Raw genomic sequence first — 26824 nt, 5'->3', positions numbered from 1 at the left:
CTGAAGTTTCATCTTTGGCGCGACCTTCACCGCATGTCCATCCACCAAACCGTGGCCTTGCGCAACACGCTATACTCCCGCTCTTTTTTCCGGAGCGACGTCATGTCCCTGCCTAGCCTGCGCCTCAAAGCCAACGCCGACCGTCGCCTGCGAAACGGCCACTTGTGGGTCTACAGCAACGAAATCGATGTCGCCGCCACCCCATTGCACGGCTTCAAGGCCGGTGATCAGGCGATCCTCGAAGCCGCCGGCGGCAAACCGCTGGGCATTGTTGCCATGAGCCCGAACAACCTGATCTGCGCCCGCCTGCTGTCGCGCGACATCAAGTTGCCGCTGGACAAGTCGTTGCTCGTCCACCGTATCAACGTCGCCCTGTCGCTGCGCGATCGCCTGTTTGACAAGCCGTTCTATCGCCTGGTCTACGGCGATTCCGACCTGCTGCCAGGCCTGGTGGTCGACCGTTTTGGCGACATCCTCGTGGTGCAGATCGCCTCGGCGACCATGGAAGCCCATAAAGAAGACGTGATCGCCGCGTTGACCCAAGTGCTCAAGCCAAGCGGCATTCTGTTCAAGAACGACTCCGCCGCCCGTGATGCCGAAGGCCTCAACCGCTACGTCGAAACCGTGTTCGGCCTGGTGCCGGAGTGGGTAGCGCTGGAAGAAAACGGCGTGAAATTCGAAGCACCGGTCATGCAAGGCCAGAAAACCGGCTGGTTCTACGACCACCGCATGAACCGTGCACGCCTGGCCCCGTATGCCAAAGGCAAACGCGTACTGGACCTGTACAGCTACATCGGTGGCTGGGGTGTACAAGCGGCCGCCTTCGGCGCCAGTGAAGTGTTCTGCGTCGACGCGTCGGCCTTCGCCCTCGACGGCGTCGAGCGTAACGCCGCGCTGAACGGTTTCGCCGACAAAATGACCTGCATTGAAGGCGACGTGTTCGAAGCCCTCAAAGAGCTGAAAGCCAGCGAAGAACGTTTCGACGTGATCGTGGCCGACCCGCCGGCGTTCATCAAACGCAAGAAAGACATGAAGAACGGCGAAGGCGCCTACCGTCGCCTGAACGAGCAAGCCATGCGCCTGCTCAGCAAAGACGGCATCCTGGTGAGCGCTTCGTGCTCGATGCACCTGCCCGAAGATGACCTGCAAAACATCCTGCTGACCAGCGCGCGTCACCTGGACCGCAACATCCAGTTGCTGGAGCGCGGAGCTCAGGGCCCGGATCATCCGGTTCACCCGGCCATCGCTGAAACCCGCTACATCAAGAGCATCACCTGCCGCCTGCTGCCAAACAGCTGATCACGCCGGTTTGACGGGGAGCCCATCGGCTCCCCGTTCTATTACTCGATATTAATTTCTACAACTTCCTACACTTGCAATCCTTGCGACTTGCAGGACATTTCTCTGTGCTTTGCACTTTGGAGAATATGCCTTACAAAATTCAGGTGTCATTTCGATTGATCCGACAGAATAACTAGAACATTCCTACTCAATCTCTCCTTGATAAGAATTCATTACCAACTATGATTGAGTTGTCACATTGAAGTGACGCTCATTATCAATGACAAGGAGTTACAAACATGAAAGCAATTACTCTGGAAGCAAACACCATCGCCAACCTGGCTTTTCTGGTTGCGCCGAAAGCCCGCTAAGTAAATGAAGCGCTGGGGAGTGCCGGCTACCCAGCGTTCTCTAAGAAAAACCCCAGAGTGAACCGCCCATCATGCAGATAAACCCTTATCTCTTCATACTTCCGCGCACGCCCGATCAAATAGTATGGGATTATAAAAATCACAAACAGTACGAACTGGATCTTGACTATTCAACCCGACTGGCAGAACTGACCAACAACCCGAACAAGTTCAATCACAACAACAGTATAGACACCCAACTTCTCGAAGCAGGAATACTCACAACATCACCCCCCACTCTTATTGAATGGGGCTGGGATGAACTGTCGAAAATATTCCATATCGGCACCAAGAACATCCCTTGCCAACATACCCCACAAGATATTCATGAATGGTCCAGAGAATATCTGAACCATTGCAGCGAAGTACTGGCCACACCGCCCCCGGACACCCGTCTGGCGGAACGTCTGGCAGACGAAAAGATTTCATTGCCGAAACCTGGATGCCTGCCGCAAAGCACTCTGGCAAATACCCTGATTGACCGAAAAACCTGCCGAACCTTCACCGGCGAGCCCCTCTCACTCGAAGCGGTCAGCACGTTGCTCTACTTGTCCCTCGGTTACTTGCGAGAACGTGAGGACGACGTCGACGAAAGCATCGCCGAAGGACTTGGCGCCCGCCGCACCAGCCCCTCCGGGGGTGGGCTAAACGCCTGTGAAGGCTTCCTGCTCGTACAAAACGTCAGCGGCCTGAAACCTGGGCTCTATGCCTACCATCCAAGCGAACATGCGTTGAGCTTCGTCAACCCGCTGCCAGGTCGACCGCTGGGGCAACTGCTGTGCGGGCAACACTTCATCAATAACCTGCCGGTGGGCCTGTTCATCACCAGTCGATTCGACAAACTGTGGTGGAAATATGAACACTCACGCGCCTATCGAATGGCCTACGTTGAAGCCGGGCATATTTCCCAGACCTTTCAGTTGGTGGCCACCTCGCTCGGCTTTAACACCTGGCTGACCGGCGCCCTGACCGATGATCAGGTCGAGACGCTGCTCGGCCTCAATGACAGCGCAGAACAGCCTTTGTTTTTTGTCGGTTGCGGCAACAGCGACGGGGACGTGCTGTGCAAGGAACTGAAAACGTTGCTGAACCGAAAGGCCCCGCAATCATGACCGACACCCGCCTTGAACAGGCAACACTTCCCACTGGCTGGGCCGATCGCTTTACCCTCGGCGACTGGGATAACCGCGCCGCGGTGCGAACCAGCAAACACACCTATTTATTGCCGCCCGATATTGAACAGCAACTGGAAACCCGGCATTGGTTCCCGCCCGCCTTCCTGCCGTATTTGAACCACCCGGCCGTCAACGACGCGGGCCGGGCGATCACTCATCGACTGTCGGCCAATCATCTGGTGTATTTCCTCGACTACACCACCTTGCTCGAACACCGTATCGTTAATCGATCTGTCGAAACCATCGTCCATGACGAACTCGGTGTGAGCATTCCCCCGCGGATGAAAAACGCTGCGCTGCAGCTCTACACCGACGAGGGCTATCACGCCCTCTTTTCCAATGGCCTCGCCGAGCAGATTGCCGCGTTCTACGGCATGTTCGATCGGCCCGTCATGCCGCAGCGAATCACCCGGCTGCACGCCCTGCTCGAGCGCACACCTGACAAGCACAAGCCGCTGGCCTGGTTCCTCACCGGTTTCGTCTCCGAGACAATCATCGCCAAGGATCTGCTCGACATCTGTCGCGATGCGTTGGTGGACGGCGTTCAGGAAATGCTCAGGGACCACCTCGCCGACGAGGCGCGACATAGTCGCTATTTCTGCGAAGTGTTCCATTATCTGTGGCTGCACCTGACCAGCGCCCAACGCCTGTTCTGCGCGGGTCTGCTCCCGGAGCTCATTCGGGTTTTCTTTGAGATCGATGAGCATTGGCTGAGGGCAAGCTTTCGCGGTGTCGGCCTCAGGGAGACAGTCTGCCTGGAAATCACTGAAGGACTGTCCGATGCGCATGCCACTCTGCAACGGACCCGTTCGGGCGCCAGCGCGACCCTGAGCGCCCTGAAAAACGCCGGGTTCTTCGACCTGCCTTACAACCGGAAACTCTTCACCAAAGCCGGGCTTCTTGATGAATAGTGTTATCGACGCAACCCAGGTCAAAGAAAGCCGGGCCATGGTCATTCTGTTGATGGCCATGACGCTGCTTGCTGTTTTCCCCCTCGACGTCGTGCTTCCTTCCTTTCCCGCGCTCTCCGACCACTTCCGCACTACGCCTGTCGATATAGCGTTGTCCGTCAGCCTCTTTGCCATCGGCCTGGCGTTTTCACTGCTGCTGATCGGACCGCTGTCCGACAGGTTCGGCCGCAAAAAACTGCTGCTAGGGGGAATTGCTCTGGCTGCCCTGGGTGCAACAGGTTGTCTGCTCGTCAGCGATTACGCCTGGTTTCTGTTCTTTCGCGTTATACAGGCGATGGGCTGCGGGTCGTTTGCCTTGTCACAGGCACTGGTCCAGGACCTGTTCTTCGGCCGCGAACTGGAACGACTGCGAATCTGGATGGCAACCGCCGGCGGGATATTCATTTCCAGTTCGCCGCTGATCGGCACCTGGCTACAGTTGCATGTGGGCTGGCAGGGCAGTTTTTATGTGTTCATCGGCCTGGCCATTATTGTCTGGTTGAGGTCCTGCTTCCTGCTGAAAGAAAGCCGTAGCAGTGTTCCATCGCCCCGGCGAATCTTCGGCGCTTATTGGCTGCTGCTTGGCGACATCCGCTTTACGGGTTACTGGCTGATATCCGGTCTCGCCTTCGCCTGCCATTTCTCGTTCATTGTCATTTCCCCACTCCTGTTCATGGAGCACCTGAAGCTTTCCGCCTATCAGTTCGCCTGGGCGCTGTTGCTGTACGGCGTCGCGTATGTGGTCGGCGGAATTATCGCCAGCCTCCTGCATCGCCATATGGAGGGCGACAGGCAAATCAATATCGGCTTGGGCCTGATTGCCCTCTCGGGCCTGGTGATGCCATGGCTGGTCTGGCAGTTTGGCCTGTCCGCCGCCACGGTGCTGATTCCCATGCTGATCTGTACTGCCGGCACCACCATTTGCCGCCCCATCGCCAACTCCAGGGCGATGAGCCTCTACCCCCAATACGCGGGTACCGCGACCTCGGCCGGCAGCCTGCTGATTTTCATGTGTGGCGGCTTGATCAGCGCCGTGATCAACCTGGCCAGCGCCTACCTGACCACGGCCCTGGCCGTGTGCTTTTTGATTTTGAGTGCGGTGGGTATCGGCCTGAACGCCCTGATCAGTCGCCGCTAACTGCGCATCAGGGCAACATGCCGACAACCCTGTCCACACGTCTTGTCAGCACTATCTCCAAAGCGGCAGCCATTCCCTCCTGACGCCAGCCGTGTAGAATCGCGACATTCATCGCCAGTCATCCCCCGGCGGGTTTATGAGCTCAAGCTGAAGCGCGCGGCGATCCCGCAAAGTTATCGGCAACTTCCGGACACACGGCCATTTCTGAGTGTTCCAGACGTCAATAGAAGCTCACTTCCCTTTTGATAACTGATTAACCGCCCGGAGTGCTTCATGCCTGATTACCGCTCGAAAACATCCACCCACGGTCGCAACATGGCCGGCGCCCGCGCACTGTGGCGCGCCACGGGGATGAAAGATGACGACTTCAAAAAGCCGATCATCGCCATTGCCAACTCCTTCACCCAGTTCGTACCGGGCCACGTCCACCTCAAGGACCTGGGCCAACTGGTCGCCCGCGAAATCGAACGCGCCGGCGGTGTAGCCAAAGAATTCAACACCATCGCCGTGGATGACGGCATCGCCATGGGCCACGACGGCATGCTGTATTCGCTGCCGAGCCGGGAGATCATCGCCGACTCCGTCGAGTACATGGTCAACGCCCACTGCGCCGACGCCATCGTCTGCATCTCCAACTGCGACAAGATCACCCCTGGCATGTTGATGGCGTCCCTGCGCCTGAACATCCCGGTGATCTTCGTGTCCGGCGGCCCGATGGAAGCCGGCAAGACCAAACTGGCCAGCCACGGTCTCGACCTCGTCGACGCCATGGTGATCGCCGCCGACTCCAGCGCTTCTGACGAGAAAGTCGCTGAGTACGAGCGCAGCGCCTGCCCGACGTGCGGTTCGTGCTCCGGCATGTTCACCGCCAACTCAATGAACTGCCTGGTCGAAGCCCTGGGCCTGGCATTGCCGGGCAACGGTTCGACCCTGGCCACCCACAGCGACCGTGAGCAATTGTTCCTGCAGGCCGGGCGCACCATCGTCGAGCTGTGCAAGCGTTATTACACCGAGAACGACGAGTCGGTACTGCCGCGCAACATCGCCAACTTCAAGGCGTTCGAAAATGCCATGACGCTGGACATCGCCATGGGCGGTTCCACCAACACCATCCTGCACTTGCTGGCCGCGGCCCAGGAAGCCGAGATCGATTTCGACCTGCGCGACATCGACCGCCTGTCCCGTCACGTGCCGCAACTGTGCAAAGTCGCGCCGAACATCCAGAAGTACCACATGGAAGACGTGCACCGTGCCGGCGGGATCTTCAGCATCCTCGGCTCCCTGGCCCGTGGCGGCCTGTTGCACACCGACCTGCCGACCGTGCACAGCAAGACCCTGGCCGAAGGCATTGCCAAGTGGGACATCACCCAGACTGACGACGAAGCGGTGCATCACTTCTTCAAGGCCGGCCCGGCAGGCATTCCGACGCAAACCGCGTTCAGTCAGTCGACCCGTTGGGAAACCCTCGACGACGACCGTGAAAACGGCTGCATCCGCAGCGTCGAGCACGCTTACTCGAAAGAAGGCGGCCTGGCCGTCCTCTACGGCAACATCGCATTGGATGGCTGCGTAGTGAAAACCGCGGGCGTCGACGAGTCGATCCACGTCTTCGAAGGCAACGCGAAGATCTTCGAAAGCCAGGACAGCGCCGTACGCGGCATTCTCGCTGACGAAGTGAAGGCCGGCGACATCGTGATCATTCGTTACGAAGGCCCGAAAGGCGGCCCGGGCATGCAGGAAATGCTGTACCCGACGTCTTACCTGAAATCCAAAGGCCTGGGCAAAGCCTGCGCCCTGCTCACCGACGGCCGCTTCTCCGGCGGCACCTCGGGCCTGTCCATCGGCCACGCTTCGCCAGAAGCAGCAGCGGGCGGTGCGATTGGCCTGGTGCAGGACGGCGACAAAGTGCTGATCGACATTCCAAACCGCTCGATCAACCTGTTGATCAGCGACGAAGAAATGGCCGGGCGTCGTGCCGAGCAAGATCAGAAAGGCTGGAAGCCTGTGGAAAAACGTCCACGCAAGGTGACCACCGCACTGAAAGCCTACGCCCTGCTGGCGACCAGCGCCGACAAGGGTGCTGTACGTAACAAGGCGATGCTCGACGGGCTGTAAGCGTCAATCGCAGAAATAAAAATGCCCCGCCAAGTGCGGGGCATTTTTTTGACCACGATCCCCCAAACACTGGAGATCAACGGTGGGAACTGGCTTGCCTGCGATGCGGACAACTCGGTCTATCTGACTAACCGCGTCGAGGCTATCGCAGGCAAGCCAGCTCCCACATGGACCGTGCGTTTACCTTTACTGGATCTCTTCCGGTTTCACGATCACCCAGTTCTTGTCCGCCGTAACCTCAAGCCCTTCCTTGGCCTGGGCCGCCGCATTCTTGGCCATCATGCCGTTAATCTGGGTCATGTATTTGTCCTTGCGGTTAACCCACAAGTGAATGCCACCCTTGGCCACGTCGACGCTGTGGAACAGCATGTAACCATCGCTGCTCGGGGTGTCGCCGCCAACCAGGACCGGTTTTTTCCACTCATCGATGTAAGTCAGGATCGCTGCTTGCTTACCCGCCATCCAGGTCGCAGGGGTCCACAGGTACGGGGTCAGTTCAAGGCCAAGGTTAGCCTTCTCGTCATACTTGCCGGCGGTGATCTGTTTGCGCGCGGTGGTCAGCTCGCCAGACTTCGGATCCTTCAGCAGCAGGCTCACGCCGATGACGTTCTGCGGTTTGACGTTGTAGCCGTACTTCGGATCGGAAGCGACCATGCGCACCAGCTCTTCGGAGGCGGCGGTCATCACATAGACCTCGATGCCGTTCTCCATCAGCTTGTTGTACAGCTCAGCCTGGCCGGTGAAGACTTTCGGCGGGTTGACGTCGAGTTTCTTGACCACATCACCGTCGTAGTAAGTAGCCGGCACCGGTTTGCCGGACGCCATCAGCTCGTCGACATAACCTTTGAGTTCTTTAAGGGTGAAGCCGGAGAACACTTGCGCAACCCATGGGTAGCACACCATGTCGTCAATTTCGCAGAGGCGGTAGTAGTAGCTGAACAGGCTTTCCTTGTGGTCAGCAGTGTCCTTGAACGGAATCAGTTTCAGGGAAGGGTCGAGTTTGTCGCGGGTGATCAGGCCCTTGTTCTCCATATAGGGCAGCAACGACTCTTCGAGGTCGTAGCGGTAACTGGTGTTGTCCATGTCGAACACCGCGTAGTTACCTTTGTTGGCGTTGGCGGCAATCATTGCATCCAGCGCCTTGGCCTGATCGGCTGGCCAGTGTTTCAAATCGGTGGCGAATGCCTGGCCCGCAAGGCCCAGGCAAATGGCTGCAGCCAGCATTTTTGGTATGAATTTCATCGACGACTCTCCCTGAATGTGAAAGACATCGACGCTAACAAATAAGTGTGACAGTCCTCGTCTGTCAGCGACCGTTACCGTACCCATCGCGCCAGCTGCATCCCCGACAGCGACACCGGCTTATTCCAAAAACGACAGTTCACCTCTGATTTTGGTATTAATTCATTAGATATCAAGCTGTTAGGCTTTCCGGTTCGCGGCTGCCCCGGAAGGTAGCTGGCACATGTCTGATCGGAGTTTTTATGAATCTGCCGCTGATCCTCAATCTGCTGGTGTTCCTTGCCCTGCTTTTTGGCCTGGCACAAACCCGCCACACCACCTGGAGCCTGGCAAAAAAAGTCCTGCTCGCCCTGGTGTTGGGCGTGGTGTTTGGTGTGGCGCTGCACACCGTTTATGGCGCCGGCAATCCGGTCCTGAAAGCCTCGATCGGCTGGTTCGATCTGGTGGGTAACGGTTACGTGCAGTTGCTGCAAATGATCGTGATCCCGCTGGTGTTCGCCTCGATCCTCAGCGCCGTGGCCCGTCTGCACAATGCGTCGTCATTGGGCAAGATCAGCTTCCTGACCATTGGCACGCTGCTGTTCACCACCGCCATCGCGGCGTTGATCGGCATCGGTCTGACCAACCTGTTTGGCCTGACCGCCGAAGGCCTGGTGGCCGGCACCCAGGAAATGGCGCGCCTGCAAACCATCCAGACCGACTACGCCGGCAAGGTAGCGGACCTGAACGTGCCGCAGCTGTTGCTCTCGTTCATCCCGCAAAACCCGTTCGCCGATCTGGCGCGCGCCAAACCGACCTCGATCATCAGCGTGGTGATTTTTGCGGCTTTCCTCGGTGTCGCCGCCTTGCAATTGCTCAAGGATGACGTCGAGAAAGGTCAGAAAGTGATCAACGCCATCGACACCCTGCAAGCCTGGGTGATGCGTCTGGTGCGCCTGGTGATGAAACTGACCCCGTACGGCGTGCTGGCGCTGATGACCAAAGTGGTCGCCGGTTCCAACCTGCAAGACATCATCAAGCTCGGCAGTTTTGTCGTGGTGTCCTACATCGGCCTGGGTCTGATGTTTGTGGTCCATGGTCTGCTGGTGTCGGCGGCCGGGATCAACCCGTTGCGGTTCTTCCGCAAAGTCTGGCCGGTGCTGACGTTTGCGTTCACCAGCCGCTCGAGCGCGGCGACGATTCCGTTGAGCATCGAAGCACAGACCCGCCGTTTGGGTATTCCGCAATCCATCGCCAGCTTCGCCGCGTCGTTCGGAGCGACCATTGGCCAGAACGGCTGTGCCGGTCTGTACCCGGCGATGTTGGCGGTGATGGTCGCGCCGACCGTGGGCATCAACCCGCTGGACCCGCTATGGATCGCGACGTTGGTAGCGATCGTGACGCTGAGTTCGGCCGGTGTGGCGGGTGTGGGCGGCGGGGCGACATTCGCCGCGTTGATCGTGTTGCCGGCGATGGGCTTGCCGGTGTCACTGGTGGCGTTGCTGATTTCGGTCGAACCGCTGATTGACATGGGACGCACGGCGCTGAACGTCAGTGGATCGATGACGGCGGGGGCGATTACCAGCCAGATCATGCAGCAGACGGATAAAGAATTGCTGGATGCGGATGAGCATTCGGAGTTGGCTCACGCTTAAGTCTTCATCAACAGGACCGGCCCCATCGCGGGCAAGCCCGGCTCCCACAGGGATCAGTGGTGCTCACACATTGTGTGTTTCACCTCAAACCTCTGTAGGAGCCGGGCTTGCCCGCGATGCTTTTAGGCTTTTTCCCAGACTTCGAAGTTGTATGCCGGCTTATCGCCTTCAGCTGGATTCGGGGTGTTGGACACCAATTTCCACTGGCCCAAATCAAACTCCGGAAACCACGCATCCCCTTCCGGGCTCAGCGCCACGCGGGTCAGATACAACCGGTCCGCCTGCGCCATCCCCTGCGCATACAACTGCGCGCCGCCAATCAGCATCAGCTCATCGACGCCCTGCGCCTTCGCCCATTCTTCGGCGCGAACCACCGCGGCTTCGAGCGACGGGTAAACCTCGGCGCCTTCCAGCACCAGGTCCGCCTGACGGCTGACCACGATGTTCAACCGGCCCGGCAGCGGCCGACCGAGGGAATCCCAGGTCTTGCGCCCCATGATGATCGGCTTGCCCAGGGTGGTGGCCTTGAAGTATTTGAAGTCCCCCGGCAAGTGCCAGGGCATGCTGTTGTCGACGCCGATCACGCGGTTTTCACCGAGGGCTGCGATCAGGCTGAGGGGAAGTGATTTAGTCATGCCGGCGAGGATACCAGAGCCATCCGTACCCCGATAAGCGCCACAGCGGTTATGCTCACAGCTCAATGGAGCGATGGGATCGCGCGTGACTGAACTGACTGGACTGCAAAATCTCTGGCTGACCGAAACCGTGCGTCTGCGTGAAGAACACGCCGGCCCGCTGGAAGACACGGAAGCCAACCGACTGGCCCGAAGTGCTGGTGGTGACTTGTCGACACGGATTCAACGGCGGGCCGTGTGGCTGGCCGAACGCGATGGTTTGGCCAACGCCCTGCAACACTGGCTGCAAGGTGCACGACTGGCGCTGATCGTGATGGCGGTGCTGGCCGTGGTGAGCGGTGCCGGTCTGGCTTTCGCCGCGATGGGTGACGGGCAAACCCCGGTGAATGTGTTCTGGGCCCTGGGCAGTCTGCTCGGGCTGAACCTGATTCTGTTACTGAGCTGGGCGCTGGGCCTGATGTTCGCGGGTGAACACGGCGCCACCCTCGGGCGCTTATGGTTGTGGCTCAGCGAAAAACTCGCCCGCGACGCCAAAGCCGCGCAACTGGCCCCGGCCCTGCTGCTGTTATTGCAACGACACAAACTCAATCGCTGGGCGGTCGGTACGCTAATCAACGGTTTGTGGCTGCTGGCGATGCTCAGCGCCTTGGCGATTCTGCTGACGCTGATGGCGACCCGACGCTACGGCTTCGTCTGGGAAACCACCATTCTGAGCGGCGACACCTTCGTCGCCATGACTCAGGCCCTCGGCGCGTTCCCGGCCCTGCTCGGCTTCAGCGTGCCTACCGTGGAAATGATCCGCGCCAGCGGCGATGCCGCGCTGAACATCGAAAGTGCTCGACAGGCCTGGGCCGCCTGGCTGGTTGGCGTCCTGTTGATCTACGGTGTGCTACCGCGTTTGCTGCTGATGCTGTTTTGTCGGTGGCGCTGGAAAACCGGCCAGGCAAAACTGCATCTGGACCTGAACCTGCCCGGCTACGCCCAGTTGCGCGAGCGATTGATGCCCACCAGCGAGCGCCTGGGCATCAGCGACGCCGCACCGGAGAAACTGCATCGCGTCGAAAGCGGTGTCACCGACCAGCAAAGCGACGGTGCCCTGCTGGTCGCCATCGAACTCGATGACCAACGCCCGTGGCCACCGCAATTGCCGAAGACCGTGGGCAACGCCGGAATACTCGACAGCCGTGAATCGCGCCACCGACTCCTCGAACAATTGAGCCGCTTTCCGCCCGCACGCCTGCTCATCGCTTGCGACCCGCGGCGCTCGCCGGACCGCGGCAGCCTGGCGCTGATCGCCGAGCTGGCGCGCAATGCTGCCGCCACTCGCGTCTGGCTGCTGCAAGCGCCACCCGGCGAAGCGCTGGACGCCGAACGGCTGGGTGACTGGCACGTCGCATTGCAGCAACTGGAGTTGCCGTTCGCCGATTGTGCGCCGATGAACTGGCTGGAGACCGGTCATGAGTAACGCCTGGAAGGCCCCGTTGAAGCTCGCTGTGGTTGGCCACACCAACGTCGGCAAAACCTCATTGCTGCGCACCCTGACCCGCGACGTCGGCTTCGGCGAAGTGTCCCATCGTCCCAGCACCACGCGTCACGTCGAAGGCGCACGCTTGTCGGTGGAGGGCGAGCCGCTGCTCGACCTCTACGACACCCCCGGCCTGGAAGACGCCATCGCCCTGCTCGACTACCTCGAACGCCTGGATCGTCCCGGCGAACGCCTCGACGGCCCGGCGCGCCTGGCGCGATTCCTTGAGGGCAGCGAAGCCCGGCAGCGCTTTGAGCAGGAAGCCAAAGTGCTGCGGCAACTGCTCACCTGCGACGCCGGCCTCTACGTGATCGACGCCCGCGAACCGGTGTTGGCCAAGTACCGCGACGAACTGGAAGTGCTGGCCAGTTGTGGCAAGCCGCTGCTGCCGGTGCTGAATTTTGTCAGCAGCGCCAACCACCGCGAGCCGGATTGGCGTGAAGCGTTGGCGCGTTTGGGCTTGCATGCACTGGTGCGTTTCGACAGCGTCGCACCGCCGGAGGATGGCGAACGTCGCCTCTATGAAAGCCTCGCGCTGCTGCTGGAAAATTCCCGTGAACAGCTTGAACGCTTGATCGCCGATCAACAGGCCCAGCGCCTCGCCCGTCATCAGAGTGCAGTCCGGTTGATTGCCGAATTGTTGATTGATTGCGCCGCCTGCCGACGCAGCGTCGCCAGCGATGCAGAGCAGGAACGGCACGCCATCAGCGAACTGCACAAAGCCGTGCGCCAGCGCGAACAACGCTGCGTTGAAGCGCTGCTCAAGCTTTACGCCTTTCGCCCACAGGATGCGGCGGCCAGTGATTTACCGCTGCTCGATGGCCGTTGGGGCGATGATTTGTTTAACCCGGAAACCTTGAAACAGCTGGGTGTACGGGTCGGCAGCGGGATCGCCGCTGGCGCGGCAGCCGGGGCCGGGGTCGACTTGCTGGTGGGCGGCCTGACCCTGGGTGCGGCAGCATTGGCCGGCGCGATTGCCGGTGGCGCACTGCAAACCGCGCGCAGCTATGGCAGCCGGTTAATCGGCAAGATCAAAGGCCAGCGAGAACTGACCATCGATGACAGCGTATTGCGGTTGTTGGCGTTGCGTCAGCGTCAGTTGTTGCAGGCGCTGAACGCGCGCGGGCATGCGGCCATGGACAGCATTCAGGTCGCCACGCCCCAGGACAAGACCTGGCGCGAAGGCAAGTTACCCGAGGCACTGAACAAGGCGCGGGCGCATCCGCAGTGGTCGTCGCTGAATCCACAGGTGAAGTTGAATCAGGCGCAAAGGCAGGAGCAGGTAGAGGTGTTGGCGCAGCAGTTGTGAGCCTTGATGCCTGGGGTGTTTGGGCGGCCCCTTCGCGAGCAGGCTCGCGCCCACATGGGAATGCGTTCCCCCTCGAGGAGTGAGCCTGCTCGCGATGGCAGCCACCTGGTCATGAGGCTCTACTCCGCCAACAGTCGCGCCGCCTTTTCTTTCAAGAGACGAAGGTCCATCACCGGTACGCCCATGCCCTTGGCCAACTCATCCCACTGCCGCATGCGCAAACTGACCTCGCACAGAGGGTCCTGTTCGAAGGCTTCGGCCTCAGCCGGTGTCATCACGCCACCCTGATACTCCAACGTGCGACGGCTGGCCTCACTCAAGCGCTCGTAGTACCCCGGCTCTTTGAGCGTCAGATAACGCTTGGCCTGCACGTGGTATTCCACCAGTCGCGCCATGCGTTCGCCGAAACCGGCACGGCGCAGGTAATCGGCACCTAGTCGTTCGTGGCTGACCACGCCAAAGCCGCCCATGTTCTCGGCGCTTTCGGCACAGATGTGCCCGATGTCGTGAAAAAAAGCAGCCAACACCACTTCATCATCGAAGCCTTCGGCCATCGCCAATTGTGCGGCCTGAGACATGTGCTCGATCTGCGACACCGGTTCGCCGATGTAGTCGCTGTCGCCAAAACGCTCGTACAGACCGAACACGTCGGCAATCACCTGTTCGTGGTTGCTCATCAACGCTCTCCCAACAAAGTCGCCACATTACGTTCAGCCATTGCAGGCCCGACGCTCATACCGACGCCGGTGTGCATCAGCGCCACGCTCAATCCCGGTGCCGGACGCAGGAACGAAAACGGCCCCGGCCCCCGTGAACCATAGACACCCTGCCAGCGTTCGACCACTTGCACCTTGCAGCCCAGCGTCTGTTCGGCCAGTTCGATCATCCAGTCGTCCACTTGCTCGGCGTTGAACGGCGATGGATCGCTGCCGTAATGGTGGGAGTCGCCGATGATCAATTCGCCGTACGGCGTCGGGCTGATCAGCAGGTGAATGCCGTTGTCATGCAGGTGCGGCTCGTCTCGCAGAATTTGCGCCTGCACCGCCGCCGCTTCCGGCAGATCGGCAAAGGCGCCGTAATGCACGCAACTCAAACCGGTGAGCAACGCGTGTTGCAGGTTGAGGTTGATCTGCGGGCGGGCGCGAAGCATTTGCAGGCGACAGATTTGCGGGTTGAGTGCTGCAATCTGTTCGGCCAGCAACGTCTGATAATCGTGGCCGGAACAGACGATGATCTGCTCGGCGCTGAAAGTGCCGGCGGTGCTGTGCAAGCGGCCCGGTTCGATGTCGCGGACCAGGGTCGAAAAGTGAAAGGTTACGCTGAGTTCGCGGCGCAGGTAGTCGATCAGCGCCGGAATGGCTTCGCGGGAATACAACTGCTGATCGTCCATCCCGTGCAACGCGGCGCGGTGATGGGTGAACTGGCCGCGGTACAGATCACGCAAGGCAGCGCCGCGCAGCAGTTCGACGCGGTAGCTGTGCTCCACGGCGCGACCGGCGCAGAACGCTTCCAGCAGGTGTTCTTCGGCTTCGGTGCGGGCGAACAGGTATGAGCCGTTGCGCTTGAGTTGCAGGCCGGCGAGTTGTGCCCATTGGCCCCAGATCTCGCGGCTGGCCTTGGCCAGTTCAAGCATCGGGCCCGGCGGCTGGCCGGTGACGAGGGCCTGGCCGAAGTTGCGCACCGAGGCGCCCAAGGGCGTTTCGCTGCGTTCGAAAACGGTGACTTTCAGACCGCGTCGGGCAGCGGCGTAAGCGTGGGACAGGCCGAGGATGCCGGCGCCGACGATCAGCAGGTCGTTGTGGTGTGTCATGGCGTAATCCCGCTTTTTGTGGCGAGGGAGCTTGCTCCCGCTGGGGCGCGTAGCGGCCCTGAAAATGGGCCTGCTGCGCAGTCCAACGGGAGCAAGCTCCCTCGCCACAGAATGTGAGTCGGTTACTTGGCAACCACTTTCTCGGACTTGCCGTCATAGCGCTTGCGCCATTCGGTCAGGATCTCGTCACGGTTCTTGGAAGCCCAGGCAAAGTCGTTCTTGATCAGACGCTGCTCATAATCCGCCGGCAATTCAGTCTGCGGCTTGGCGATACCCGGCTGAGCCAGTACCGCGAAGTTCTCTTTGTAGAGCTCCATCGCCGCAGGGCTTGCCGAGAAGTCAGCCAGTTTCTTCGCCGCCTCTTCATGCGGCGTGCCTTTGATCACAGCCGTTGCCTCGATCTCCCAGCCCAGGCCTTCTTTCGGCAGGATGATGTCCAGCGGTGCGCCTTGGCGCTTCAGCTGCACGGCCGGATATTCAAAGGAAATACCGATCGGGAATTCGCCGGCAGCCGCCAGTTTGCAAGGCTTGGAGCCGGAGTGAACGTACTGGCCGATGTTCTGGTGCAGGTCGTCCATGTACTGCCAGCCCTGCTTCTCGCCGAAGGTTTGCAGCCAGGCGCTGACGTCGAGGAAGCCGGTGCCGGACGAGGCCGGGTTAGGCATCACGATTTTGCCTTTGTACTCAGGCTTGGTCAGGTCTTGCCAGCTCACGGGTTTGCTCAGGCCCTGCTTCTCGGCTTCGACGGTGTTGAAGCAAATGGTCGCGGCCCAGACATCCATGCCGACCCAGGCGGGTGGGTTGGCGGCGTCGCGGTAGTTGCCGCCGATTTTGCCCAGGTCTTTCGGCGCGTAGCTTTGCAGCATGCCTTGCTGGTCGAGGATCGCCAGGCTCGAAGCGGCCAGGCCCCAGACGGCGTCGGCTTGTGGGCGAGCTTTTTCGGCCAGCAACTTGGCAGTGATGATGCCGGTGGAATCACGTACCCACTTGATCTCGACGTCCGGGTTGGTCTTTTCGAAAGCGGCCTTGTAAGCGGTCAACTGCTCGGCTTCGAGGGCGGTGTACACCGTCAACTCGGTTTTCGCCGCGAAGGCGTTCAGGCTAAAAGCGGAGAGAACAGCAGCGGCCAGGGCCAGGGGCTTGAACATGATCGTTTTCCTGTTTTTTGAGTTGAGGCTTGAGGGTTGAGTCACGGGCAGAATCAGTGGCCAGGCGCGGTCTGCCGCCAGGCTTGGGAACGGCGCAGCAAACCGCGCGAGGCCCAGGCCAGCATCAGCGACACACCCGCCGAGGTGAACAGAATCAGGGTCGACATCGCCGCCGCGCCGCCGACGTTGCCGGCGTCGTCCATGTTCAGCACCGCCACCGCCGCGAGGATGGTGTCAGGGCTGTAGAGGAAGATCGCCGCCGAGACAGTGGTCATGGCCGAGACGAACAGGTAGCGCACGATGTCCAGCAGCGCCGGCAGGCAGATCGGCACGGTGACGCGCAGGTAGTGTCGATACAGCGGCGCCTTGAGCGACAGCGCGGCGGCTTCAAACTCGGCGTCGAGCTGACGCAGTGCGGTGGTGGCGGTCATCTGCGCGGTGGTCAAATAGTGAGCAATGGTGCAGACCACCAGCAAGGTCATGGTCCCGTAAAGCACATGCAGCGGGTTGCCGGTGAGGTTGAAGAAGAAGACGTAACCCAGGCCCAGCACCAGTCCCGGCACCGCCATCGGTACGAAACTGAGCATGCGCAAGGTGAGATTCAGTCCGCGCTGGCCCTTGGTTTTTTCCATCAGGTAAGCGCCGGTGAAGATCAGCACGCTGCCGATCAACGCCGTGCACAACGCCATCTTCACGCTGTTGCTATACGCCAGCCAGCCGCCACCCGCCGTGTCGTTGAACTGGTAGTGGTTGAGCGAGAGCGACAGGTTGTACGGCCAGAATTTGACCAGCGAAGAGAAGATCGCCATGCCGAACACCAACAGCAACGCCGCGCTGATCAGCAACACGATGCCCAGGTAGCAGCCGTCGCGCAGTTTCGATGGCGCGGGTTTGAAGACTTGCGCACGCCCGCTCATGGAGTCGCCCTGACGTCGACGCAACCACGCATCGACGCCGAAGCTGAACAGCGCCGGCAACAGCAGGACCATGCCGATCAACGCGCCGCGACCGAACTGCTGCTGGCCGACCACCGCTTTATAGGCTTCCAGCGCCAGCACCTGGTAGTCGCCACCGACCACCACAGGCACGCCGAAGTCGGTGATGGTCAACGTAAACACCAGGCAGAACGCGGCGAACACAGCCTGACGCGTCGCCGGCCAGGTAATGCTGCGGAAAGCTTTTGCCGGACTCGCACCCATGCTGGAGGCAGCATCGAACAGTCGCGCATCCGCCAGGGACAGCGCCGACAGCAGGATCATCAAGGCGTGTGGGAAGGTGTAGATGACCTCGCCGAGCACAATGCCCCAGAAGCCGTAGATGTTGTCCGAGAGCAAACCACGCAACATGCCCTGGTTGCCGAACAGATAGACCAGTGCAATACCAGGCAGCATCGACGGCGCCATCAACGGCAGCAGCGAAATCCCACGCCAGATGCCTTTGCCGGGAATCAATGTGCGTTGCAGGGCGTAGGCAAACAGATAGGCCAGCGGTACGACAATCGCCGCGACGCTGAGGGAAACCTTGAGGCTATTACCCAACAGCCAGTGAAAATTTTCGCTGGTGACCAACTCCCGTGCGGCCACCAGACCACCGCCCTGCCCGGCTTCGGAGCTGAAGCCGCGCCAGAAGATCGCAAGCAACGGCATCAACACCGCGACGCCGAGCAATACCAGCAACAGGACTTTGCCGCCGACCACGAACACCCGGTCGCCGATTTCGGCACGGGAGGTCTGCCGAACCTGCTTGTGCGGTATCGGCAGCGCGATGTTCGCGCTCATCAGGCAAACACCTGCAGGCTGCGCGGCGGCAAGGCAACCATGATCTGCTGGGCGCCGAGGCGCGGCATGGCTTCCGGTGCCAGTTCGGCGAGCAACGGATGGCCCGGCAATTGGTCGAGTTCGAAGCTCATGCGGCAGCGGTTGCCGAGGAAAGTAATCTCGCGAACCTTGGCCGGGAACAGGTTTTCTTCATGCACCAGCGGGTTGACGTTGATCGCCTCCGGGCGGCAGAACAAACGGCCCGACGCAGTTTTTGCGCTGCCATCGGCCAGGCGCATGTTCAGCCCGCCGACCTGGGCGTGGCTGTCACTGCTGCGGCGAAACGGCAGCCAGTTACCCTGGCCGACGAACTCCGCCACAAACGGCGTGGCCGGACGGTCGTAGATTTCCTGCGGCGTGGCGTACTGCTCGACCTTGCCGTTGTTCATCACGGCGATGCGGTCGGCCATCAGCATGGCTTCGTCCTGATTGTGCGTGACCATCAGGGTGGTGATGCCGAGGTTGCGCTGCAATTGGCGCAGTTCGGTGCACAGGTGCTCGCGAACCCGGGCGTCGAGTGCCGACATCGGTTCGTCCAACAGCAATAACGAAGGCGCCGGCGCCAGGGCCCGAGCCAGGGCGACGCGTTGCTGTTGGCCGCCGGACAATTGGCCGGGGTACTTTTTCTCGCTGCCGATCAGGCCGACCAGTTCCAGCATCTGACCGACACGCTTGCGCACTTCGTCGCGACCGCTGCCGGCGAGGCCGTAGGCAATGTTCGCTTCGACGGTGAGATTGGGGAACAATGCGTAGGACTGGAACAGAATGCCGTAGTCCCGCGCCTGGGGGGCCAAGTGGGAAACGTCGCGATCACCGAGGTACAACTCGCCGCTGTCCTGTTTTTCCAGGCCGGCGATGCAGCGCAGCAAGGTGGTTTTGCCACAACCCGACGGGCCCAGCAGACACACCAGTTCGCCGGCCGCCACGTCGAGGGAAACGTTATCCAGCGCAGTAAAGGCGCCGAAGCGTTTCTGTACGCCGCGCACCGTCATCGGGGCGCCGGGGTTGATCAGGGCAGTTACGATCGAGTGGTTCATGGACAGGCCTCATCAAGCAGATGAAGGCCATCCTAGGGATGCAATGCGTCCGTCATGTGGCAGTGAGGCAAAAATGGCTGATAGTGGTATTCAGGGATTTTGGTTCACCGTCGATCGTTCCCACACTCTGCGTGGGAAACGATCATCAGGCAGGTGCCATTTCCTGCGCCAACCCGAGAAACGCCGCTGGCAGCCGCGCGCCTTTGCGCTCCTTGAGGCAATACAGGTACTCGGGAATCTGCGGCGCATTCTCGATGGTCAGCACCCGCAGTTGCGGATCGTGCGGCACTTCCTGCCGGGCAATGATGCTGATGCCGATGTTGCGCAGCACCGCCTCCCGGATCGATTCACGGCTGCCAATCTCCAGCAGCGGCCCGAAACTCACCCCGGCGCTGGCCAGTAACTCTTCAGTCAGACGCCGAGTGGTCGAGCCCGATTCGCGCATCAACAACGTATGCCCGGCCAATGCGCTCAGCGGCACATGGTCGTGAACCGCCAGCGGATGATTGCGATGCACCGCCAACACCAACGGATCGCTGCCCAGCACCCGGTGAATCAACCGCGCATCGTCGAGCAATTGCGAGGACGCCGCGACATCCACCCGGTAGTCCTCCAGCGCTTCGAGCACTTGTTGGGAATTGCCGATTTCCACCGACACTTCCACTTGCGGCAGGCGCTCGCGAAAGGCCTTCACCAGATCAAGGATGTAATACGGCGCCGTGGCCGCGATGCGCAACGTGCCCTGGACCTGACCACTGTTGCGCAGGAAAAACTCGATGTCGGCTTCCTGCTGCAACAATGCCTTGACCATCGGCAGCAGCCGCGCGCCTTCTTCGCTGACGCTGAGGCGGCGGCCGCCACGGTAGAACAGTTCAACCGAGTACTGACTTTCCAGATGGCGGATCTGCGTCGTCACCGTGGGCTGGCTCAGGCCAAGCTTCTTCGCCGCCAGGGTAATGCTGCCCAGGCGGGCCACCATGTAAAACGCCTTCAGCTCGGCACTCAGCACACCCGCTCCTCATCGCTTATTTGCGCAACAGGCGCAAACCATTGAACACCACCAACAGGCTCACGCCCATGTCGGCGAACACCGCCATCCACATGGTAGCGATCCCGGCGAAGGTTACCCCAAGAAAGATCGCCTTGATGACCAAAGCGAGGGCGATGTTCTGTTTCAGGATGCTGGAGGTCTGGCGCGACAAGCGGATGAACGCCGGAATCTTGCGCAAATCGTCGTCCATCAAGGCGACATCAGCGGTCTCGATGGCGGTATCGGTACCGGCCGCCGCCATGGCAAAGCCGATCTCGGCCCGGGCCAGCGCCGGCGCGTCGTTGATGCCGTCGCCGACCATGCCGACGTTATGGCCCTGTGCATAAAGGGCTTCGATGGCTTGCAGTTTATCGGTCGGCAGCAGGTCGCCCTTGGCCTCGTCGATACCGACTTGTGCGGCAATCGCCTGCGCGGTGTGGACGTTATCGCCGGTGAGCATCAGGGTTTTCACGCCCAGCTCATGCAACTGGCGGATCGCTTCACGGCTGCTCTCTTTAACGGTGTCGGCCACGGCGAACAGCGCCAGCGGACCGGACGGGTCGAGCAGCAGCACCACGGACTTGCCCTGCTTCTCCAGCGCGAACAGTTTTTCTTCCAGTTGCGGCGAGCACAGGCCCAGCTCTTCGACCAGACGATGATTGCCCAAGTGGTAGGTCTGGCCGTTGACTTGCCCCTTCACACCGCGACCGGCCAGCGCTTCGAAGTTATCCACAATCAGCGGCGCAAATTGTTTATCGGCAGCCGCGTTGGCAATGGCCAGCGACACCGGGTGATCCGAGCGACCGGCCAGCGCTGCGGCAATCGCCGGGGCAGTGGCGTCTGCGGTGGGCTCAAGCGACAAATAATCGGTCTGCACCGGTTTGCCATGGGTAATCGTGCCGGTCTTGTCCAAGGCCAAGTAATCGAGCTTGTAACCGCCCTCCAGATAGACGCCGCCCTTGACCAGAATCCCTTTGCGCGCCGCCGCCGCGAGGCCGCTGACGATGGTCACCGGAGTGGAAATCACCAACGCGCATGGGCAAGCCACCACCAGCAACACCAGCGCGCGATAGATCCAGTCAAACCAGACGGCGCCCATGAACAGCGGCGGAATGACCGCGACCGCCAGAGCAAGAATGAAGACCGCCGGGGTGTAGATTTTGGAAAACTGGTCGACGAAACGCTGGGTCGGCGCCCGGGCACCCTGAGCCTGTTCGACGGCGTGGATAATGCGCGCCAGCGTCGAGTTGTTGGCCGCTGCGGTCACCGCATATTCCAGAGACCCCGCCTGATTGATGGTGCCGGCGAAGACTTTGTCGCCGACGGTCTTCTCCACCGGCAGGCTTTCGCCCGTGATCGGCGCCTGATCGATGGTCGAACTGCCCGACACGACTTCGCCGTCCAGGCCAATCCGCTCGCCGGGACGCACCCGCACTCGCGCACCGAGCTCGATGGTTTTGACCTCTTGCGTGACCCAGCTGCCGTCGGCTTGCTGCACCGTCGCCTGTTCCGGGGTCATCTGCATCAAGCCGCCAATGGCGTTACGCGCCCGGTCCAGCGATTTGGCTTCGATCAACTCGGCCACGGTGAACAGGAACATCACCATCGCCGCTTCCGGCCATTGCCCGATCAGGATCGCGCCGGTGACCGCGATGCTCATCAACGCGTTGATGTTCAGGTTGAGGTTCTTGAGCGCGATCCAGCCTTTCTTGTAAGTGGTGAGGCCGCCACTGAGGATCGAAATCAGCGCGATGATCGCCACCACCCAGTCCGGCGCGGCGCTAGTGAAGTGGATCACTTCTGCCGCCAGCGCCCCCACGCCGGACAGTGCCAGAGGCCACCAGTGCTTTTTCTCGGGGATCGGCGCTGGCGCTTCGACGCCCTGCTCCAGCGGTTCGGCCACCATGCCCAGCGACTTGATCGCCTCGATGATCGGCGCAGTGCTCGGCAGGTCATGGGTCACGCCCAAGACCCGATTGATCAGGTTGAATTCCAGCTGTTGCACACCCGCAAGCTTGCCCAGTTTGTTCTGGATCAGCGTCTGCTCGGTCGGGCAGTCCATGGCGTCGATGCGGAAGCTGCTCAGCCGCGCACCGGCGGTTGGCGTTTCGCTCAACTTGATCAGCGATGGCGCCGCCACTTTGGCGGAACAGCAGGAATCACCGTGCCCGCCATGCTCATGTTTCTGCACAGGCTGCAGTTTGTGGCTGTGATCGTGCCCAGCCTCGTGTGTGTGGGTGTGTCGGGAATCGCTCATCGGGTCGCGTCCATGAAGGTGCCTGTTGCCAAGTAAAGACCCTGTAGCCACTATAGGGTCAAGCACCCATTTGGAGATTGCCGTCATGAAGATCGGAGAACTGGCCAAACTCACCGACTGCGCCGTCGAAACCATCCGCTATTACGAGCGCGAAAACCTGCTGCCGGAACCGGCCCGCAGCGACGGCAACTACCGCGTCTACACCCAGGCCCACGCCGAACGCCTGACCTTCATCCGCAACTGCCGCACCCTCGACATGACCCTCGAAGAGATCCGCAGCCTGCTGGCCTTGCGCGACAGCCCGCAGGATCAGTGTGAAAGCGTGAATGCGCTGATCGATGAGCACATTCACCACGTCAAGGCGCGGATTGATGGGTTATTGGCATTGCAGACACAACTGCTCGACCTGCGCCAACGCTGTGGCGAAGGGCCGGAGATTGATCAGTGCGGGATTTTGCAGCGGTTGGAAGTGAGTGGCGGGGTTGTGGCGACGGAGGTTGAGCATTCTCATGTCGGGAGAAGCCACGGGCATTAAAGCCCCCCTAAAACCTGTGGGAGCGGGCTTGCCCGCGATGACGGCGGCACATCCAACGTTGATGTGACTGACAAACCGCTTTCGCGGGCAAGCCCGCTCCCACAGGGTTATGTGTTAAGGCTTAGACCGCCATTGGCGCGGTCATTGGCGCGTGGTGCTGATACCCCTCAAGCGAGAAATCGCCCGGCTCGATCAACTCCAGCCATTCCGGCTGATACACGCCAGTCTTGGCAAACTCCGGTACACGATCACTGATCACCAGTTTCGGCATCGGGAACGGCTCGCGCTTGAGCTGTTCATTCAGCATGTCCAGGTGGTTTTCGTAGACGTGCGCATCACCAATGAAATAGGTGAACCAGCGCGGCGTATACCCGGTCAGGCGACCGATCAGGCTCAGCAGCGCGGCGCCCTCGGTGAGGTTGAACGGTGTGCCCAGGCCCAGGTCGTTGGAGCGGATGTAGAGGGTCAGGGAGATTTCCCTGGTCTCGACATTCGGGTGGAACTGGTACAACAGGTGGCACGGCGGCAGGGCCATTTCATCGAGCTGGGCAACGTTCCAGCCGTGGAACAGGATGCGGCGGCTGCCCGGGTCCTTGATGATGGTGTCGACGCACTGGCGGATCTGGTCGATCGCCTTGTACAGCACCACGTAGGCCTGGCCGTCTTCTTCACCCTCCGCGATCTGGCGGTAGCCCTGACTCAGAGTCTGCTCGATGGCGGCCTGGTTGCTGACCGGGATCTGCTTGTACGCCGGCCATTTACGCCATTGCACGCCGTAGATCTCGCCGAGGTCGTCGTCGCCCTGGCGGAACGGGTTGGCCAGCCACTGCGCGTTTTCGTTGGCGTTCTGGTCCCAGACCTTGCAGCCCAGTGCACGGAATTCGGCGGCGTTGTTCACGCCACGCAGGAAACCGCACATCTCGCCGATGGCCGATTTGAAGGCCATCTTGCGCGTGGTGATCGCCGGGAACCCTTCTTTCAGGTCGTAACGCAGCATCGCGCCCGGAAAGCTGATGGTGTTCACGCCCGTACGGTTGGCTTGCTTGGTGCCGTTCTTGATGACGTGGGCGACCAGTTCGAGATATTGCTTCATGAGTTACCTGTGTCCTTGAACCCGGAGGCCGTCGCCCCCGGGGTTCGAATTTATACGGCTGCCGCTGGGGTCGCCGGGGCGCGGTGATACGCCAACCAGATCAGGAACAGACCACCGACGATCATCGGCACGCAGAGCACCTGACCCATGGTCAGCCAGTTCCAGGCCAGATAGCCCAGTTGCGCGTCCGGTACGCGGACGAATTCGACGATGAACCGGAAGATGCCGTAGAACAGCGCGAACATCCCCGATACCGCCATGGTCGGCCGCGGCTTGCGCGAGAACAGCCACAGGATCAGGAACAGCGCGACGCCTTCCAGCGCGAACTGGTACAGCTGCGACGGATGGCGCGGCAACTGCGACGGATCGCTGAACGGCGGGAAGATCATCGCCCATGGCACGTCGGTCGGCTTGCCCCACAACTCCGCGTTGATGAAGTTGCCGATACGCCCGGCGCCCAGGCCGATCGGCACCATGGGTGCAACGAAGTCCATCAGCTGGAAGAACGACTTGTTGTTCTTCTTGCCAAACCACAACGCCGCCAGCATCACGCCAATGAAACCGCCATGGAACGACATGCCGCCCTTCCACACTTCGAAAATCAGCGTCGGGTTGGCCAGGTAGGCGTGCAGATCGTAGAACAGCACATACCCCAAACGGCCGCCGACAATGACGCCCATCGACATCCAGAAGACCATGTCGGAGAGTTTCTCCTTGGTCCAGGTCGGGTCGAACCGGTTCAACCGGCGGGACGCCAGCAGCCAGGCGCCGCCAATGCCGATCAGGTACATCAAGCCGTACCAGTGGATTTTCAGCGGACCGATGGCCAGGGCCACCGGGTCGATCTGCGGGTAAGGCAGCATTGCGACTCCTCGTTAGAGTTGAAACCAAAATTCCCGGGTGACGCTGCCACCTCAGGATTAAGCCAGGATTGCGAAACGTGTCAGAGCAGAAAGCTCAGGCCCACGCAGAACAGCAAAGCGGCAAACAGTCATTTCAGCAACTTCGGCGACAGCCTGTGGGCCAGTCGCGCGCCGATACGGGCGAACACCATGCTGGTCAGGGCGATCCCCAGCAGCGCCGGCAAGTACACAAAACCGAGACTATGGGCCGGCAGCAATGGATCGTGCCACCCCAGAATCATGAAACTTAATGCACTGGCCAAGGCGATCGGCAGACCACAGGCCGACGATGTGGCCACGGCTTGCTGCATCGGTACACTGCGCCAGGTCAGGAACGGCACGGTCAAGGAGCCGCCGCCAATCCCGAAAATCGCTGAGGCCCAGCCAATCACGCTACCGGCCAGGGTCAGACCGAGTTTGCCCGGCACCGTTCGGCTGGCCTTAGTTTTAACGTCCAGCGCCAGTTGCGCGGCGATGACCAGGGCGAACACGCCGATGATCTTCTGCAGGTTCGGGCCGGAGATCGCTTCGGCGGTCAGCGCGCCGAAACCGGCGCCCATCAGAATGCCGACGGTCATCCAGACGAAAATCGGCCAACGCACCGCGCCACGACGATGGTGTTCGCGTACGGCGTTGACCGAGGTAAAGATAATCGTCGCCAGGGACGTGCCGACCGCCAGGTGGGTCAGGATCGATGCGTCAAAGCCCTGCAAGGTGAAACTGAAGACCAACACGGGGACGATGATGATCCCGCCGCCGACCCCGAACAGCCCGGCCAGCACGCCTGCGCAGGCGCCCAGCGCCAGGTAAAGCAGAAATTCCATGGATGCATCCCCGAAGAAGGGGGCATGGTAACGGATGGAGGGGGCAACGCTCCACTGCGCAAGGCGATGGAACGACGGGCGAGGACTGCGTAGAGTGAGCAAAAAACACACAAGGACCACCTTATGTGCCTGATTGTCTTCGCCTGGCGGCCTGGCCACGCCCAGCCGCTGATCGTGGCGGCCAACCGCGACGAATTCTATGCCCGCCCTAGCCTGCCTCTGGCGCAGTGGCCCGAAGCGCCCAACGTTTACGCCGGCCGAGACCAGGAAGCCGGCGGCACCTGGCTGGGTATTGGCGCCAATGGGCGCTTTGCGGCACTGACCAATATTCGTGATCCGCATCAGCCGCCATCGCGTAAATCCCGCGGTGAACTGGTGGCGGGGTTTCTGTTGGGTGACCGCTCGATTGATGACTATTTGAGCGATGTTGTCCGACGTTACATCGAATATGCCGGGTTTAATCTGCTGATCGGCAATACCAACGAGCTGTGGCACTTCAATGCGCGGGAATCTGAGGCGGTGATGCTGCCCCCGGGTGTTTACGGATTGTCGAACGCCGGGCTCGATACGCCATGGCCAAAACTGCTCAAGGCCCGGGCGGCACTGGAAGAAGTCTTGGCAGACCCGCAACCCCAGGCGTTGCTGGCATTGTTGGGGGATGCGCAGACGGCGCCGTTTACCGAACTGCCGGACACCGGGGTCGGGCTGGCGACCGAGACGTTGTTGTCGAGTGTATTTATAGCCAGCCAGAGTTATGGGACGCGGGCGAGTACGGCGTTGATTGTTCAGGCGGATGGGACGCGACATATGGTCGAAAGGAGTTTCGGGCCGTATGGGGGGCATCTGGGGGAAGTGGAGATCAGGCTTTAGTTGTGTGTTGTGAGGACTGACCCTATCGCGAGCAGGCTCACTCCTACACTGGATGTGCGTCGGTCACAGTTCCAATGTAGGAGTGAG

General features: G+C 60.7%; 22 protein-coding genes. 10 read left to right on the top strand and 12 right to left on the bottom strand.

The features are described 5' to 3' along the window. The first annotated feature begins 102 nt into the window (after positions 1-102). The 5 genes from AB4N43_RS18325 to ilvD all read left to right on the top strand — a co-directional run bounded on the left by AB4N43_RS18325 (position 103) and on the right by ilvD (position 7069). A complete protein-coding gene (locus tag AB4N43_RS18325) occupies positions 103-1299 on the top strand; it encodes a class I SAM-dependent rRNA methyltransferase (RefSeq protein ID WP_007945535.1) in 1197 nt (398 codons plus the stop codon). Positions 1300-1723: 424 nt separating this feature from the next. Further along, complete coding sequence (locus AB4N43_RS18320) at positions 1724-2803, top strand: SagB family peptide dehydrogenase (protein WP_460151785.1); 1080 nt, start codon at positions 1724-1726, stop codon at positions 2801-2803. Continuing rightward, positions 2800-3777 carry a diiron oxygenase gene (locus AB4N43_RS18315; RefSeq protein ID WP_059182010.1) on the top strand — a complete coding sequence of 326 codons (978 nt, stop codon included), beginning with the start codon at positions 2800-2802 and terminating at the stop codon, positions 3775-3777. The genes AB4N43_RS18320 and AB4N43_RS18315 overlap by 4 nt, the downstream gene beginning before the upstream one ends. 37 nt (positions 3778-3814) lie before the next feature. Further along, entirely contained in the window at positions 3815-4954 is a 1140-nt protein-coding gene (locus AB4N43_RS18310) for an MFS transporter (RefSeq protein WP_256218516.1), read from the top strand. 273 nt (positions 4955-5227) lie between these two features. Further along, positions 5228-7069 carry a dihydroxy-acid dehydratase gene (ilvD, locus tag AB4N43_RS18305; protein ID WP_027926529.1) on the top strand — a complete coding sequence of 614 codons (1842 nt, stop codon included), beginning with the start codon at positions 5228-5230 and terminating at the stop codon, positions 7067-7069. A gap of 186 nt (positions 7070-7255) precedes the next feature. On the opposite strand, the gene AB4N43_RS18300 is transcribed toward ilvD, so the two are convergent. Continuing rightward, a complete protein-coding gene (locus tag AB4N43_RS18300) occupies positions 7256-8311 on the bottom strand; it encodes an HAD family hydrolase (RefSeq protein WP_027926528.1) in 1056 nt (351 codons plus the stop codon). Between the two features lie 242 nt (positions 8312-8553). Between AB4N43_RS18300 and AB4N43_RS18295 the strand changes: the two genes are divergently transcribed. Further along, positions 8554-9945: an L-cystine transporter gene (locus tag AB4N43_RS18295; protein ID WP_059182009.1), complete on the top strand. Its 1392-nt coding sequence runs from the start codon at positions 8554-8556 to the stop codon at positions 9943-9945. A gap of 122 nt (positions 9946-10067) precedes the next feature. Here AB4N43_RS18295 and AB4N43_RS18290 read toward each other — a convergent pair whose 3' ends face one another. Beyond that, positions 10068-10580, bottom strand: a complete 513-nt coding sequence (locus AB4N43_RS18290) for a dihydrofolate reductase (RefSeq protein WP_059182008.1) — start codon at positions 10578-10580, stop codon at positions 10068-10070. A gap of 85 nt (positions 10581-10665) precedes the next feature. Here AB4N43_RS18290 and AB4N43_RS18285 point away from each other — a divergent pair, with 85 nt between their 5' ends. Continuing rightward, positions 10666-12045: a DUF2868 domain-containing protein gene (locus AB4N43_RS18285; RefSeq protein ID WP_460151784.1), complete on the top strand. Its 1380-nt coding sequence runs from the start codon at positions 10666-10668 to the stop codon at positions 12043-12045. Next, positions 12038-13414 (top strand): GTPase/DUF3482 domain-containing protein, encoded by a 1377-nt coding sequence (locus tag AB4N43_RS18280; RefSeq protein ID WP_460151783.1) that lies wholly within the window; start codon positions 12038-12040, stop codon positions 13412-13414. Before AB4N43_RS18285 ends, AB4N43_RS18280 begins: the two co-directional genes overlap by 8 nt. 119 nt (positions 13415-13533) lie before the next feature. On the opposite strand, the gene AB4N43_RS18275 is transcribed toward AB4N43_RS18280, so the two are convergent. The 7 genes from AB4N43_RS18275 to AB4N43_RS18245 all read right to left on the bottom strand — a co-directional run bounded on the left by AB4N43_RS18275 (position 13534) and on the right by AB4N43_RS18245 (position 22513). After that, a complete protein-coding gene (locus AB4N43_RS18275) occupies positions 13534-14091 on the bottom strand; it encodes a phosphonate degradation HD-domain oxygenase (RefSeq protein ID WP_027926523.1) in 558 nt (185 codons plus the stop codon). Next, positions 14091-15224: a TIGR03364 family FAD-dependent oxidoreductase gene (locus AB4N43_RS18270; RefSeq protein ID WP_460151782.1), complete on the bottom strand. Its 1134-nt coding sequence runs from the start codon at positions 15222-15224 to the stop codon at positions 14091-14093. The genes AB4N43_RS18275 and AB4N43_RS18270 overlap by 1 nt, the downstream gene beginning before the upstream one ends. Positions 15225-15346: 122 nt before the next feature. Next, a complete protein-coding gene (locus tag AB4N43_RS18265) occupies positions 15347-16372 on the bottom strand; it encodes a putative 2-aminoethylphosphonate ABC transporter substrate-binding protein (protein ID WP_027926521.1) in 1026 nt (341 codons plus the stop codon). 53 nt (positions 16373-16425) lie between these two features. Beyond that, positions 16426-18150 carry a putative 2-aminoethylphosphonate ABC transporter permease subunit gene (locus AB4N43_RS18260; protein ID WP_460151781.1) on the bottom strand — a complete coding sequence of 575 codons (1725 nt, stop codon included), beginning with the start codon at positions 18148-18150 and terminating at the stop codon, positions 16426-16428. Next, positions 18150-19226 (bottom strand): putative 2-aminoethylphosphonate ABC transporter ATP-binding protein, encoded by a 1077-nt coding sequence (locus tag AB4N43_RS18255; protein WP_460151780.1) that lies wholly within the window; start codon positions 19224-19226, stop codon positions 18150-18152. Before AB4N43_RS18255 ends, AB4N43_RS18260 begins: the two co-directional genes overlap by 1 nt. Before the next feature lie 145 nt (positions 19227-19371). Beyond that, on the bottom strand, positions 19372-20235 hold the full coding sequence (locus AB4N43_RS18250) for a LysR family transcriptional regulator (RefSeq protein ID WP_460151779.1): 864 nt from the start codon (positions 20233-20235) through the stop codon (positions 19372-19374). Positions 20236-20251: 16 nt separating this feature from the next. After that, entirely contained in the window at positions 20252-22513 is a 2262-nt protein-coding gene (locus tag AB4N43_RS18245) for a heavy metal translocating P-type ATPase (RefSeq protein ID WP_194940458.1), read from the bottom strand. Between the two features lie 85 nt (positions 22514-22598). Between AB4N43_RS18245 and cadR the strand changes: the two genes are divergently transcribed. After that, positions 22599-23048, top strand: a complete 450-nt coding sequence (gene cadR / locus AB4N43_RS18240; RefSeq protein ID WP_027926516.1) for a Cd(II)/Pb(II)-responsive transcriptional regulator — start codon at positions 22599-22601, stop codon at positions 23046-23048. A gap of 121 nt (positions 23049-23169) precedes the next feature. Here the strand turns inward: cadR and AB4N43_RS18235 are convergent, their stop codons facing one another. The 3 genes from AB4N43_RS18235 to AB4N43_RS18225 form a co-directional block, all read right to left on the bottom strand. Continuing rightward, the gene (locus AB4N43_RS18235) at positions 23170-24141 is read right to left on the bottom strand and encodes a thymidylate synthase (protein ID WP_027926515.1); all 972 of its coding nucleotides are present in this window, start codon (positions 24139-24141) and stop codon (positions 23170-23172) included. A 50-nt stretch (positions 24142-24191) separates the two neighbouring features. Next, the gene (gene lgt, locus AB4N43_RS18230; RefSeq protein WP_059182002.1) at positions 24192-25004 is read right to left on the bottom strand and encodes a prolipoprotein diacylglyceryl transferase; all 813 of its coding nucleotides are present in this window, start codon (positions 25002-25004) and stop codon (positions 24192-24194) included. 128 nt (positions 25005-25132) lie between these two features. Next, positions 25133-25867, bottom strand: a complete 735-nt coding sequence (locus tag AB4N43_RS18225) for a sulfite exporter TauE/SafE family protein (protein ID WP_460151778.1) — start codon at positions 25865-25867, stop codon at positions 25133-25135. A gap of 123 nt (positions 25868-25990) precedes the next feature. Between AB4N43_RS18225 and AB4N43_RS18220 the strand changes: the two genes are divergently transcribed. Then, positions 25991-26737 (top strand): NRDE family protein, encoded by a 747-nt coding sequence (locus AB4N43_RS18220; protein WP_027926512.1) that lies wholly within the window; start codon positions 25991-25993, stop codon positions 26735-26737. Positions 26738-26824: the final 87 nt, after the last annotated feature.

It is taken from the genome of Pseudomonas sp. S2_B07, assembly GCF_054668435.1.
This window is presented reverse-complemented; position numbering and strand designations above follow the sequence as displayed.